The organism is Curtobacterium sp. NPDC089991 (assembly GCF_044748425.1).
In the GTDB taxonomy this organism is placed as follows: domain Bacteria; phylum Actinomycetota; class Actinomycetes; order Actinomycetales; family Microbacteriaceae; genus Curtobacterium.
Genome location: NZ_JBIVGB010000001.1, coordinates 526938 through 540330 on the forward strand (window position 1 = coordinate 526938; position 13393 = coordinate 540330).

Annotated in this window: 12 protein-coding genes and 1 tRNA gene; 10 read left to right on the top strand and 3 right to left on the bottom strand. The window is 72.0% G+C overall.

The genetic code is table 11. The annotated features are described in order from the left end of the window. The first annotated feature begins 11 nt into the window (after window positions 1-11). Window positions 12-1769 (top strand): 2-isopropylmalate synthase, encoded by a 1758-nt coding sequence (locus ACIPV1_RS02510; protein ID WP_402725725.1) that lies wholly within the window; start codon window positions 12-14, stop codon window positions 1767-1769. Here the strand turns inward: ACIPV1_RS02510 and ACIPV1_RS02515 are convergent. Continuing rightward, complete coding sequence (locus ACIPV1_RS02515) at window positions 1754-1960, bottom strand: hypothetical protein (protein ID WP_123938055.1); 207 nt, start codon at window positions 1958-1960, stop codon at window positions 1754-1756. The two genes, ACIPV1_RS02510 and ACIPV1_RS02515, sit on opposite strands and share 16 nt — an antisense overlap. 179 nt (window positions 1961-2139) lie before the next feature. Here ACIPV1_RS02515 and ACIPV1_RS02520 point away from each other — a divergent pair. Further along, window positions 2140-2211: transfer RNA gene (locus tag ACIPV1_RS02520), tRNA-Gly, on the top strand. Window positions 2212-2485: 274 nt separating this feature from the next. Here ACIPV1_RS02520 and ACIPV1_RS02525 read toward each other — a convergent pair. Together ACIPV1_RS02525 and ACIPV1_RS02530 are read right to left on the bottom strand one after the other, a co-directional pair. Continuing rightward, the gene (locus ACIPV1_RS02525; RefSeq protein ID WP_133936630.1) at window positions 2486-2755 is read right to left on the bottom strand and encodes a DUF6510 family protein; all 270 of its coding nucleotides are present in this window, start codon (window positions 2753-2755) and stop codon (window positions 2486-2488) included. Beyond that, window positions 2755-3447, bottom strand: coding sequence for a ferredoxin reductase (locus tag ACIPV1_RS02530; protein ID WP_402725726.1), 693 nt, complete (start codon window positions 3445-3447; stop codon window positions 2755-2757). The genes ACIPV1_RS02525 and ACIPV1_RS02530 overlap by 1 nt, the downstream gene beginning before the upstream one ends. Window positions 3448-3909: 462 nt before the next feature. Between ACIPV1_RS02530 and ACIPV1_RS02535 the strand changes: the two genes are divergently transcribed. The 8 genes from ACIPV1_RS02535 (at window position 3910) to ACIPV1_RS02570 (ending at window position 13068) form a co-directional block, all read left to right on the top strand. Further along, entirely contained in the window at window positions 3910-5511 is a 1602-nt protein-coding gene (locus tag ACIPV1_RS02535; protein WP_131880039.1) for an ABC transporter substrate-binding protein, read from the top strand. Further along, window positions 5508-6536 carry an ABC transporter permease gene (locus ACIPV1_RS02540; protein WP_131880041.1) on the top strand — a complete coding sequence of 343 codons (1029 nt, stop codon included), beginning with the start codon at window positions 5508-5510 and terminating at the stop codon, window positions 6534-6536. The genes ACIPV1_RS02535 and ACIPV1_RS02540 overlap by 4 nt, the downstream gene beginning before the upstream one ends. Next, on the top strand, window positions 6533-7417 hold the full coding sequence (locus ACIPV1_RS02545; protein WP_111084076.1) for an ABC transporter permease: 885 nt from the start codon (window positions 6533-6535) through the stop codon (window positions 7415-7417). The genes ACIPV1_RS02540 and ACIPV1_RS02545 overlap by 4 nt, the downstream gene beginning before the upstream one ends. Beyond that, window positions 7414-9195 (top strand): ABC transporter ATP-binding protein, encoded by a 1782-nt coding sequence (locus tag ACIPV1_RS02550; RefSeq protein WP_132100379.1) that lies wholly within the window; start codon window positions 7414-7416, stop codon window positions 9193-9195. Before ACIPV1_RS02545 ends, ACIPV1_RS02550 begins: the two co-directional genes overlap by 4 nt. Continuing rightward, complete coding sequence (locus ACIPV1_RS02555) at window positions 9192-11261, top strand: CocE/NonD family hydrolase (protein WP_402725727.1); 2070 nt, start codon at window positions 9192-9194, stop codon at window positions 11259-11261. The genes ACIPV1_RS02550 and ACIPV1_RS02555 overlap by 4 nt, the downstream gene beginning before the upstream one ends. Continuing rightward, window positions 11258-11962 (top strand): TetR/AcrR family transcriptional regulator, encoded by a 705-nt coding sequence (locus ACIPV1_RS02560; RefSeq protein ID WP_402725728.1) that lies wholly within the window; start codon window positions 11258-11260, stop codon window positions 11960-11962. The genes ACIPV1_RS02555 and ACIPV1_RS02560 overlap by 4 nt, the downstream gene beginning before the upstream one ends. Window positions 11963-11991: 29 nt before the next feature. Continuing rightward, window positions 11992-12405, top strand: coding sequence for an SIP domain-containing protein (locus ACIPV1_RS02565; protein ID WP_123292793.1), 414 nt, complete (start codon window positions 11992-11994; stop codon window positions 12403-12405). Between the two features lie 156 nt (window positions 12406-12561). Continuing rightward, the gene (locus ACIPV1_RS02570) at window positions 12562-13068 is read left to right on the top strand and encodes a Dps family protein (RefSeq protein WP_402725729.1); all 507 of its coding nucleotides are present in this window, start codon (window positions 12562-12564) and stop codon (window positions 13066-13068) included. Window positions 13069-13393: the final 325 nt, after the last annotated feature.

Genomic DNA, 13393 nt, shown 5'->3' on the forward strand with positions numbered 1-13393 from the left:
AGAGGAGCCTCATGACCACCACCACCCCCGACGTCGCGACCCCGTCGTGGAACCGACAGCGTTCGTCCCCGATGCCGTCGTACCGGTACCAGGACGTCTCCGACCGCGTCGCCGTCCCGCTCACCGACCGCACCTGGCCGACGCGGTCGCTCACCGCGGCGCCGCTGTGGGTCCCCGTCGACCTGCGCGACGGCAACCAGGCGCTCGCGGAGCCGATGGACCCCGAACGCAAACGGCGGTTCTTCGAGCTCATGGTGCGGATGGGCTACAAGGAGATCGAGGTCGGCTACCCGTCGGCGTCGGAGACGGACCACGCGTTCGTCCGGCTGCTCGCCGACACGGACCTGGCGCCGGACGACGTCACGATCGTCGTGTTCACCCCCGCCCGGCGTGACCTGATCGAACGGACGGTCGAGTCGATCCGCGGGATCACCAACGACGTCGTCATCCACATGTACACCGCGACCGCCCCGACGTGGCGCGACGTCGTGCTCGGGAAGGACCGGGACGAGCTGCGCGAGATGATCCTCGCCGGGGGCCGCGACGTCCTCGAGCTCGCGGGGCACCTGCCGAACGTCCGGTTCGAGTTCTCCCCGGAGGTCTTCAACCTGACCGAGCCGGAGTTCGTCCTCGAGGTCTGCGACGCGATGACCGAGCTCTGGGACGCCACACCGGAGCGTCCGGTGGTCATCAACCTGCCGGCGACCGTCGAGATCGCGACGCCGAACGTCTACGCCGACCAGATCGAGTGGATGCACCGCAACCTGGCCCGGCGCGACGGCGTGATCCTGTCGGTGCACCCCCACAACGACCGGGGGACCGGCATCGCGTGCGCCGAACTCGCCGTGCTCGCGGGGGCGCAACGCGTCGAGGGCTGCATCTTCGGCAACGGCGAACGGACCGGCAACGTCGACATCGCCACGCTCGCCCTCAACCTGCACGCGCAGGGCATCGACCCGATGATCGACTTCTCCGACATCGACGACGTCCGGCGGACGGTCGAGCACGCCACCCGCATCGAGCTGCACCCGCGGCACCCCTACGTCGGCGACCTGGTGCACACCGCGTTCAGCGGCACCCACCAGGACGCCATCCGCAAGGGCTTCGCCGAGCACCGAGCACGCGCGGCCGCCGAGGGGCGTCCGGAGTCGGAGACCGCGTGGCGCGTCCCGTACCTGCCGATCGACCCGGCCGACCTCGGCAGGGACTACGACGCGGTCATCCGGGTGAACTCGCAGTCCGGCAAGGGCGGTGTCGCACACCTGCTCGAGACGGCGTCCGGCATCGAGCTCCCGCGACGGCTGCAGATCGACTTCGCTCGTCGTGTCCAGCAGCACGTCGACGGTTCGGGCACCGAGGTCGACGGACCCGAACTCCTCGCGCTGTTCGAGCGGAGCTACGAGCGGGCGGCCGGAGCCCCGGCGGACGTCGAGCTGGTGGCGATCGAGACGACGCACGGCGACGGCGCGCACACCGAACTCACCCTGCGGATCGACGGGGTCGAGCACCGCGGAGCCTTCGTCGACGTCGGTCCGGTCGAGGCGGTCGTCGAACTGCTCGCCGAGTGGGGTACGGCAGTCGACATCGTCTCGCTGCACCAGACGTCGCGGACGACGGGCAGCGCCAGCGCGGCACTGACCCTGCTCGAGTACCGCGACGAGACCGGAGTGCACTGGGCCGCCGGACGTCACCGCTCGGTGCTCACCGCGAGCGTGGAGGCCGTCCTGCAGGCGGCACGGGCGATCCGCTCGGCTCAGACCGGGCGGTAGATCGCGATCGGGGGTGCCTGGTCGTCACCGTCGTCGTGCGCGTCGCCGGTGGCGAGCCAGGTCCGCCCCTCGTGCTCGATCGTGGTCGGCAGGTCGCCGTGCACAAGGATGCGGATGGCGGGGGCGTCGCCGTCGATCAGGTCGACGCCGTGGGCCTCGGTCCCGCCCGGGTTGTCGTGCACGTAGCTCATGCTCCGATCGAACTCCTCGGTGCCTGATGACCGTGCCTGATGACCGCGCCTGACGACCGCGTCGGGCCGCGTCGGGCCGCGCCTCGCGACGCCGGACACGCCCGGATCTGCCGCAGAACACGTCCGTGGGCCCGGGATCGGGTACAGTCGACTCCGCACGGCCCACACGGCGTGCGAATGCGGATGTGGCGCAGTGGTAGCGCATCACCTTGCCAAGGTGAGGGTCGCGAGTTCGAATCTCGTCATCCGCTCGGACGGAACAGGACCCCCGGGGTTGCTCACAGAGCAGCACCGGGGGTTCTGTCGTTCCCGGGCGCCGTGAGCGGGCGCATCCGGGGGCGCAGGCTTCGGGTACCCGCGCCCGCCGGACGCAGAGGCCGCACTGCCCCGAGTGGAGACGCCGGGTGGGTGGCCCAGCGATGTCCCGAAGAGTCATCCGGAGCATCGTCTCGGTCGGATTGGACCCCAGTTCGGGGCATGCGGAAAACCGCAAGAACTCCGCACGAGATGCGGTCGGTGATTGCGCTAGCCGCGATCCTCGGGTAATGGGATCAGCGTGGCACGGGTACCGGGGAGGCTGATCCAGCGCGCGGAGCCGGCCTCGACCACCGTGACGAGCACGGTGTCGCACGTCCGGCACCGGGCGACGGAGCCCATCGCCGAGCAGTACACGGCGGTGCGTGCGACCGATCCGCGGGACCCACACCCCGCACAACACAGCACCGTCACGGTCGGCTCCGGTCCGAGCACCTCGGACAGGACCCCCGCGAGCGCGTTGCCGTCGACGACGGTCATCAGCTGCCCCCGAACCGTTCGGCACGGACGTCGGTGGTGTCGTGTCCGAGGTCGGCGAGCCAGCGGAGCACCTGCTCGACGAAGGGCGTCGAGCCGCACACGTAGACGAGCGCCCCGGCGTCGGGTGGGAAGACCGCGGCGGCGAGCGCATCGCGGGTCAGCCGTCCCGCGGGCACGGCGGACCCGGGTGGAGCGGTCCGGCTGTACACGGTGGTCACCTCGAGCGGAGCGTCGGAAGCGACGGCCCGGTCGAGTTCGGCGCGGAAGAAGACGTCGTCGGGGGTCCGGACGGCGACGAGCAACCGGAACGGTGCGGGGTCCCCGGCCTCGGCGTGCGCGGTGACCATGGCGACGAGCGGCACGATCCCCGAGCCGCCGGCGATCAGCTGCACCGGACGGGCGGACGCGCCGGGGCGCCACACGAACCAGCCGCCGAGCGGCCCGTGCACCTCGAGCGCGTCGCCGACCTCGACCGCGTCGACCAGGAACGGGGACACCTCGCCACCCTCGACGCGGTCGACGGCGAGCACGACGTCGGGCCGGTCACCCGCCGAGGCGATCGAGTACGAGCGGGATGCCTGGTAGCCGTCCTCGGCCGTGAGCCGCAGGTCCAGGTGCTGGCCCGGGTCGTTCCCCGGCCACGTCGGGACGTCCAGGACGACCCGACGGGCGTTCGGGGTCTCGCGCTCCACCGAGGCGACCGTCGCGGGGTGCCAGGCCGGCCGCCTGCGGGGCGCGGGCCGACCGGCGGGCGCGATCCGGGCCTCCAGGTCGGTGGACGGTGACGTCCTCGACGCCGAGCGCGTGCACCTCGTCCCACGTCCAGGTGTGCAGACCGTTCTCGGCGCGGATCGAGAAGACCCACGACGCCGGATCGACGTCGGGCGTGGCACCGGCCGACAGGACGGGCCAGTCGCGCACCAGGGTCTGGCCGGGCGGGATGCGGGTGTCGTCGCGGTCGGCTCGACGGCCACCGAACCCCCTGGTGAACGTCGCCATGATCCTCCTCGGACGGGATGGTCCGATCATGCTCCGTGCCGGCGGCGCCCGTGTAACGAGTTCGTAAACACTCCGGAGGACGAGGAGCAGGAGTTGGGGGATCGCCTGGTTCCCTCTATCGTTCACCGGAACGATTACAGGAGGGGCCACCCCGAATGCAGCCCATCGTCCCCGAACCCCGGAACGCCCGCGGCCCGAGCCGTCGAGCGCTCCTCACCGGCGCCGCCGGCCTGGCCGGCCTCGGCCTGCTCACCCTGACGGGGTGCAGCTCCGGCGCGAACGCCGGCACGCCCACCATCCCCGAAGCGGCAGCCACCGGCGTCGCCCGACGCGGCGGTCGCCTGCGCATCGCGCGCCCGGCCGCCTCGGCCGCCGAGACCCTCGACTCCGCCAGCTCCCTGTCGGCGTACGAGTACCTCGGCGCGCTCTACAACCGGCTCGTCAAGCTCGACGAGCAGGGCACCACCGTGCCCGACCTCGCCGAGGAGTGGTCCGCGAACGCCGACGGCACCGAGTGGACGTTCTCGCTCCGCCGTGGCGTCACCTTCCACGACGGCAGCCGCTTCACCGCGGACGACGCCATCGCGAGCATCCGGCACATCCTCGACGAGAAGACCGGCAGCCCGCAGGCCGGGGTCCTCGGCGAGGTGATGGACGCCGACTCCATGCGTGCGACCGACCCGTACACGCTGCGGTTCTCGCTGACCAAGCCGAACGCCGAGTTCCCGTCGCTGCTCACCGCGTACCAGTGCTACATCGTGCCGGCGGCCGCGATCGCCGACATCGGCCGCACCGGGATCGGGACGGGTCCGTTCCGGCTCTCCGCGTTCACCCCCGCCGGTGCCGGCAGTGTCGAGGCGTTCGACGACCACTTCGCCGGGCGTCCCGCGCTGGACGGCATCGACTTCTACTCGATCCAGGACACCACCGCCCGGGTGAACGCGCTCCTCGCCGGCCAGATCGACCTGATCTCGCAGACGAACCTGGACTTCGCGACCGCTCGGGTGGTGTCCGCGTCCGACCGCGCCACCGTCGCCCGGTCCAAGAACGCCCAGTGGTACACGATCCCGATGCTCGCCACGAGCGACGAGTTCAGCGACCCGCGGGTCCGCCAGGCGATGAAGCTCGCCTACGACCCGCAGCAGATCGTCGACACCGCCCTGCAGGGCACCGGCTCGCCCGGGTGGGACAACCCCGTCCCGCCACAGCTCGCCGCGTTCGTCGACGACCACCGCGAGTACGACCCGGACAAGGCGAAGGCACTGCTCAAGCAGGCCGGTCACGAGGGGTTCCGGACCTCGATCTACACGTCGAGCTACGAGTCGGTCTTCACGCCGATGGCGGTCGCCTACCGCGACGCCGTCGCCGACGCGGGCATCCGCCTGACGGTCCGCAACGCGAGCGCGGACTCGTACTACACGCAGATCTGGATGCAGAAGCCGCTCATGGTGAGCTACTGGTTCACCGGCCGGCCGATCGACCAGCTCCTCAACCAGATCTTCCGCACGGGCTCGTCCTACAACGAGAGCGCGTGGTCGAACGAGACCTTCGACGGGCTGCTCGACGATGCCCGCGCCGAGATGGACGACGCCAAGCGGCTGACGCTCTACCAGGACGCCCAGCGGCTCGTGGTCGAGGACGGGGCCGACATGACCCCGATGTTCGGCGACCGGCTCGTGGGGCTGTCCCGCGACGTCGTGAACTACTCGGAGTACGGCTTCGAGTTCGACTACCTCCGGATCGGACTGCGCCGATGACGACCAAGAACACCCCGTCGGACGTCCTCGTCCCCGTCCTCCGCCGGGTCGGCATCGCCGTGCTCACGGTCGTGCTCGCCTCGCTCTTCGTGTTCCTGGCGGTGCAGGCACTGCCCGGCGACGTCGCGCAGCAGCTCCTCGGCCAGAACGCCACCCCCGACGCCGTGAAGCAGCTGCGCGAGACCCTCGGCCTCGACCAGAACGTGTGGCTCCGCTACCTGCAGTGGCTCGGTGGCGCGGTGCACGGCGACTTCGGCACCTCGCTCGTCAGCGGCGAGGCCGTCGCGCCGACGCTGTTCACCGCTTTCCGGAACAGCATGCTCATCGCCGTGCCCGCCATGCTCGTCGGCGTCACGGTCTCCCTGACGCTCGGCGTCCTCGCCGGGGTCCGTCGGGGTCGCCCGTCCGACAAGGTGATCTCGATCGTCAGCCTCGTCGTGATGAGCGTGCCCGAGTTCATGGTCGCGACCGTGCTCGTGCTGCTCTTCGCGATCGGCCTGCCGGTCTTCCCCGCCGTCGTGCTGCGGGGGAGCGACGCCACGGTCGGCGAACTCCTGCCGACGATCTGGCTGCCGATCATCGTGCTCACCCTGGCGATGGCCGCCTACATCGTGCGCACCGCCCGCTCCTCGACCATCGACGTGATGGCGTCCGAGTTCGTCACCACGGCGGAGCTCAAGGGCCTGACGATGCGTCGCGTGGTCTGGAAGCACGCGGTGCCGAGCGCGCTGCTGCCGACGCTCAACGTCGTCGCGCTCAACGTCGCCTGGCTGCTCGGCGGTGTCGTCGTCGTCGAGAACGTCTTCAACTACCCGGGCATGGGCAAGCTCATGCTCGAGTCGGTCTTCAACCGCGACCTGCCGACGATCGAGGCGATCGCGCTCCTGAGCGCCGTCATCTACGTCGTCTGCAACCTCGCCGCCGACCTCGTGGCGCTCGCCCTCGACCCGAAGCTGCGGACCCGCCAGCGGCGACCGCGCACGCGCACCCGCACGACGCGCAGCACCAGGAAGGCCGCCGCATGACCGCCACCGCCACCCGCCGCCCCGGACGCGTCGTCCTCGCCGGGGCCCTCGCGCCCCTGCGCGGCTCGACGGCGCTGAGCATCGGCCTCGGCCTCATCGCCCTGCACGTCGTGCTCGCCCTGCTCGCACCGGTCATCGCCGGGTACGACCCGGTGGCCACGAACGCCGGCGACGTCCTCGCCGGCCCGACCTGGACGCACTGGCTCGGCACCGACCAGTACGGCCGTGACGTGCTGTCGCGGACGCTCAACGGCGGCCGGTACGCCCTGCTCGTGACCTTCCTGGCCACGACGATCGCCGTCGCGGTCGGCACGGTGCTCGGTTGCATCACGGCGTACGCGGACAACTGGTTCGACGAGGCCGTCATGCGCGTCGTCGACGCCCTGCTCAGCGTGCCGTCGATCCTCGCCCTGCTCGTCGTCGTCACGGTCTTCGACGCCGGGCTCTGGGTGATCGTCCTCGCCGTCACCGTCGTCTACGCGCCCGCCGTGACCCGCGTCGTCCGTGGTGCCGCCCGCACCGTCATCACGCAGGACTACGTGACGGCCGCCCGGGCCCGGGGTGAACGTGCGCTGTCGATCGTGTTCCGCGAGATCCTGCCGAACGTCCTCGACGTGGTGCTCGTCGAGTACGCCATGCGGGCCTCGTGGATCGTGCTGCTCGTCGCGTCGCTGTCCTTCCTCGGCTTCGGCGCCAACCCGCCGACGCCGGACTGGGGGCTGATGGTGCAGGAGAACCGCACCGCGCTGACCGTGGTGCCGCTCGGCACGCTCGCACCGATCGTCGCCCTGGCGACCCTGGTGATCGGGCTCAACCTCGCCGCCGACGGCCTGAGCAAGTCGCTCGGCGTCGACCGCGCCACGAAGGGAGTGAGCGCATGACGCACACCGACACCGCACCGGCCGCACCGGCGACCGCGACGGACCCCATCGTCCGCGTCGACGACCTCGCGATCTCCTACGCGGCCGGCAAGCGCCTGGTCCCCGTGGTGCGCGGCGTCTCCTTCGCGATCCCCGCCGGGCGCACCCTCGGCCTCGTCGGGGAGTCCGGCAGCGGCAAGTCCACCGTCGCCCGGACCCTGCTCGCGCACCTCCGGGCGGGCTCGACGATCGTCGGCGGCTCGGTCCGCGTCGGCGGCGACGACGTCTTCGCGCTGTCACCGTCCGGCCGCCGCGAGCTCCGCGGCGGCGTCGCCTCCGTCGTCGCGCAGAACGCCGGCCAGGCGCTCACCCCGTCGATGCGCGTCGGCGAGCAGATCCGCGAGGCCCTGCGCGCCCACCGCGAACCCGACGGCCCCGAGCGCGTCGCCGAGCTGGTCCGGTTGGTCCGGCTGCCAGACCCCGACGCGATCGTCCGCCGCTACCCGCACCAGCTCTCCGGTGGGCAGCAGCAGCGCATCGCCATCGCGATGGCCGTCGCCGCCCGCCCGCGCGTCCTGGTGCTCGACGAGCCCACGACGGCGCTCGACGTCGTCACCCAGGCCGCCGTCCTCGACCTGATCGCTGACCTCGGCCGGCAGCTCGGCATGGCCGTCCTGCTCGTCAGCCACGACCTCGGGGTCGTCTCGGCGATGGCGGACGAGATCGCCGTCATGCGCGACGGCGAGATCGTCGAGCACGCCGCCACGGCGGCGCTCTTCGCCGCCCCGCAGCACGAGTACACGCGTGCCCTGCTGGCCGCGGTGCCGGACGGGCGACGGCCGGGAGGGACGGATCGCGTGCCCGAGACGGCGACCGTCTCGTCGACGGTCGCCTCCACGGCCGGCCGAACCGTTCCCCCCGAACCGCTCGTCCGTCCCGTGGTGACCGCCGAGGACCTGGTGATCCGCTACGGACGCGGCCTGCCGGCCGCCGTCGACGGCGTGTCCTTCACGATCGCGCCGCGCGAGACGCTCGCGGTCGTGGGGGAGTCCGGAAGTGGCAAGTCGACGCTCGCGACCGCCCTCGCCGGCCTGGTTCCGGCCGAGTCGGGCACGTTCTCGTTCGACGACGGGACGGTGAGCGGCGACCTGCGCGAGCCGATCGCCGGACGGTCCCCGGACCTTCGTCGTGCGGTGCAGCTCGTGTTCCAGAACGCCGACACGTCGCTCAACCCGCGGCGCACCGTGGGCGCGGCGATCGGGCGACCGCTCAAGCTGTTCACGGGCACGTCCTCGCGGCAGCGCGTCGGCGAGCTGCTCACCCAGGTCGGCCTCGGCCCGGAGTTCGCCGAGCGGCTGCCGGCGCAGCTCTCCGGTGGGCAGCGGCAGCGCGTCGGCATCGCCCGGGCCCTCGCCGCCGAGCCGCGCCTGGTCATCGCCGACGAGATCACCACCGCGCTCGACGTGCAGGTGCAGGCGGGGATCCTCGCGCTCCTCGCCGACCTGCAGCGCTCGCGCGGGCTCAGTTGCCTGTTCATCAGCCACGACCTGGCCGTCGTCCGGGGCGTGGCCGACCGGGTCGCCGTGATGACCGGCGGCCGGATCGTCGAGATCGGACCGACCGAGCGGGTCTTCACCGGCCCGAACCACCCGTACACGTCGACGCTGCTGGCCGCGACGCTCGAGCCGGGCAGCACCGAGCTGCCCGACGTCGGCGACGGTGTGCCGCGCTGGCGGCACACCGAGGGCTGGACCGACCACGGCGACGGACACCTGACCCGGAACTGGGAGGACGCATGAGCCGCGATCGCTCGGTGTACGCCGACGCTTCGACCTTCACCGCCATCGGCGCGCCGGACTCGCTGCCGGACGGCGTGACCGTCCGCGACGAGTGGATCCCGATGCCCGACGGCGTCCGGCTGCACACCCGGATCTGGTCGCCGGCGTCGCCCGACGGTCCGGTGCCGGTGCTGCTCGAGTACCTGCCGTACCGGCTCGACGACTGGACCGCGCCCCGCGACTCGGAACGGCACCCCTGGTACGCCCAGCACGGGTACGCCTCGGTCCGGGTCGACATCCGGGGCAGCGGCTCGTCGGACGGGTTCTTCGACGACGAGTACAGCGAGCAGGAGCTCCGCGACGGAGAGGTCGTGATCGCCTGGCTCGCCGAGCAGGAGTGGTCGACGGGCGCCGTCGGCATGTTCGGCATCTCGTGGGGTGGGTTCAACGCCCTGCAACTGGCAGCGCGTGCGCCCGCCGCGCTCAAGGCCATCGTCACGGTGTGTTCGACCGACGACCGGTACGACAACGACGTGCACTACGTCGGCGGAGCGGTGCTCGGCATCGACATGGCGGCGTGGGGCGCGACGATGTTCGCGTTCAACTCGCGGCCGCCCCGGCCCGAGGTCGTCGGCACGGACTGGGTCGACCGGTGGCGCGAGCGGCTGGAGTCGAACCGCCCGATGACGCCGGTGTGGCTCGCGCACCAGGAACGCGACGACTACTGGCGGCACGGCAGCGCCGCCGAGGACTACGGCAACATCGGTGCAGCGGTCCTCGCCGTCGGCGGCTGGGCGGACCCGTACCGCGACGCCGTGCTCCGACTGGTGTCGAACGTGCAGTCCCCGGTCAAGGGCATCGTCGGACCGTGGTCGCACCAGTACCCGGACCGCGGTCTCGCACCCGGACCGTCGATCGGGTTCCTGCAGGAGACGCTGCGCTGGTGGGACCGCTGGCTCCGCGGGATCGACACCGGCGTCGAGGCGGACCCCGCGCTCCGCGCCTGGATCAACGAGGGCGAAGCACCGGCGACGTACTACGCGTCGCGACGGGGTCGGTGGGTCGGCGCCGAGGCGTGGCCGTCGGCGGCGACGCACCGGCGCGCGCTGCCGCTCGCGACGCTGCGCGGCGGCGAGGACGGGCCGGTCGTCGTCCGGTCGCCGCAGCACACCGGCGCCGACGCCGGACGGTTCTTCCCGTTCGGCAACGCGACCGACCTGCCACCGGACCAGCGTGCCGAGGACGGCCGCTCCGTCTGCTTCGACCTGCCCGTCGGCCGGGCGTTCGACCTGCTCGGCAACGCGCTCGTCACCCTGTCGGTCACGAGCGACCAGCCGCGCGCCACCCTGACGGTGCGGTTGTGCGACGTCGCGCCGGACGGCTCGTCGACCCTCGTGACGCGCGGGGTGCTCAACGCGGCGAAGCGGGACGGCATGGACCGGAACGACCCGCTGGTCCCCGGTGAGCCGGCGTCGCTGCCGGTGCGGCTCGTCGCGACCGGTCACCGGTTTGCCGCCGGGCACCGCCTGCGGATCGCGGTGTCGTCTTCCTACTGGCCCTGGGTCTGGCCGCACGGCACCGAGGCCACCGTCACGATCGACCCGACGGCGTCCGAGGTGTGCCTGCCGGTCTGGACGCGCGACACCGACGACGACGTGCGCTTCGACGAGTCCGAGCGGTCGACGCCGCTCGCGATCGAGCGCGTGGCACCGACCGAGCAGCTGCCCCAGCGCACCGTCACGCACGACGTCGAGACGGGGGAGTGGACCCTCGACGTCGACCCCGGGTACGGCGGCGGACGGGTCTACCCCGACGGGCTCGTGTTCAGCGAGGACGCCCGCGAGACGTACCGCATCCGGTCGGACGATCCGAACTCGGCCGTGGCGTCGTCGCATTGGGCGATCGGCCTGGAGAAGCCGGACTGGTCGGCACGGCTCGAGACGTCCTCCGAGGTCACCGCCGACGCCGAGGCCTTCCACGTCGTGAACACCGTGCGGGCCTGGGCCCGCGACGGCGGCCCCGACGCCCCCGAGGTGCTGGTCACCGAGCAGACCTTCGCCGACGACGTCCCGAGGACCTCGGCGTGACCGGGGCAGCGGGGGCTGCACCGGGCGCCGCAGCGGACGCCGCAGCGGGTGCGGCGCCGCGCGTCCGGCAGCGTCCCGCGGTCCGGCGCGCGATGATCGTCGCGGCCGCCCGTGCCGTCATCGTCCGGAACGGCGTCGGGGCGACGGGCCTGCGGGACATCGCCGCCGAGGCCGGAGTGTCCGTCGGCACCGTGACGTACCACTTCGGCAGCGTGGCGGAGATCCTCAACGAGGTCGTCGTGCTCGAGACGGAGCGCTTCTACGGGGCGATCGTCATCGCCGTCGACGCCGAGTCCGACCCCGTCGAGGCGCTGCGGATGCTCGTCGCGCCCCTGTTCGACGACACCGAACAGGTCCGGCAGCACTGGCGGATCTGGTCCGACTACTGGACCGCGGTCGCCCGCCGGCCCGAGGTGGCCGCCGAGTACGCCGAGCGGATCCGCGTCTGGGAGGCCTGTCTGGTCCGGGTGATCCGCCGCGGTGCCGACGCCGGCACGTTCCCGGGCGGCGCCGGACCGATCGAGCCGGACACCGTGGCGCTGAAGCTCGCGGCCTACAGCGACGGTGTCGCGACGCAGATCGCCCAGGGCGTCCCCGGGCTCACGCACACCGTCGCGCTGTCGTGGATGTGGACGTTCCTGGCGCACGAACTCGGTGTGCCGGCTGTGGAGATCGCCGGAACCGGCCAGCAGCCCTTGTGATGAGGTAAGGCTTGCCTTACCGTTGCAGCATGGCACGGACCCGGCGACAGCCCAGCGAACGCATCCTCATCGCCGGCGGCGTCGAGGACCTGCCGGAGATCCGCCGTCAGCTCGAAGACCTGCCGGAGAACGCGTACGGACAGGTCTTCGTCGAGGTCGCCCTCGACGAGCAGATCCGCATCCTGCCCGCGCCGCCCCGCGTGACCGTGACGTGGCTGGTCCGCAGCGCCCGCACCTCGGCGGTGTCGCCGCTCGTCTTCGCCGACCACGGCGAGGCCCTCGCGCACGCCCTGACCGGCTGGGCGGCCGAGTGGTGCGTCGCCGACTGCGAGCCGCGCACGAGCGTCTGGATCGGGTGCACCGACAGCCCCTGGGTCGAGCGGGCGCGTTCCGCCGTCCAGATCGAGCTGAGCGACGCCGGCTTCGACACGCTCGTCGGCTGACCGCTGCCGGCTGGCGGCTGCTCGCCGCCGGTAAGGGCAGCCTCCGCTTCCTTGCGGCATACAAGAGAAGCGGGCATGGTTGTGTCCATCGGCAGCACCGAACTGGTCAGGACTGGCCCAGCGATCCGGTGTAACCACGACGCAGGAGGTTCAGACATGACCACGACCACCACCAGCACCAGCACCACGACCACCACGTCCCCGTTCTCGACGACGCCGGAGCTCGCCGCCGGAGTGGCACAGTTCCTCGCCCCCGTCGTGATCGACCTCGAGGCACTCGTCGTCAACGGCAAGCAGGCGCACTGGCACGTCCGCGGCCGCAACTTCGTCGGTGTGCACGAGCTCCTCGACGACATCGTCGAGCACGCCCAGGCCTACGCCGACACCGCCGCGGAGCGCATCGTCGCCCTCGGCCTGCCGGTCGACTCGCGCATCGCGACCGTCGCCGCCAACACGACGCTGCCGCCGCTGTCGCAGGGCTTCCAGAACTCCGACGTCACCATCACCGAGGTCATCGCCCAGATCGACGCGGCCCTGCTGCAGGTCCGTCGCGCCGTCGAGGGTCTCGACGAGGTCGACCTCAACAGCCAGGACGTCGTCATCGAGATCGAGCGCGGTCTCACGAAGGACCGCTGGTTCCTGCAGGCGCACCTCGCCGCCTGAGTCGCGACCAACCCCTGACGGGAGGCCCGGTGCCAGCTGGCACCGGGCCTCCCGTCTGTCTGTCGTCGGGTCTGCCCACCGCGACCCGCTTCGACCCGGTGCGACACTCTCGATGTCGTTCGACAACGACCCTGTCGCCGCTCCGCGGGTGCAACCGTTGCGGGCGCGCAGTTGCGACGAACTCGATGTCGTACGACATCGGCGACGTCGCTGGTTGCGCGCGCAAGTACCCGCGCGTTACCTGTACCCGTGCCGGCCCTGCGACACCGACGAGATCGCGCGACACGCCGCTGGCGCGACGCCGAGGTTCCACGGACCGACGTTT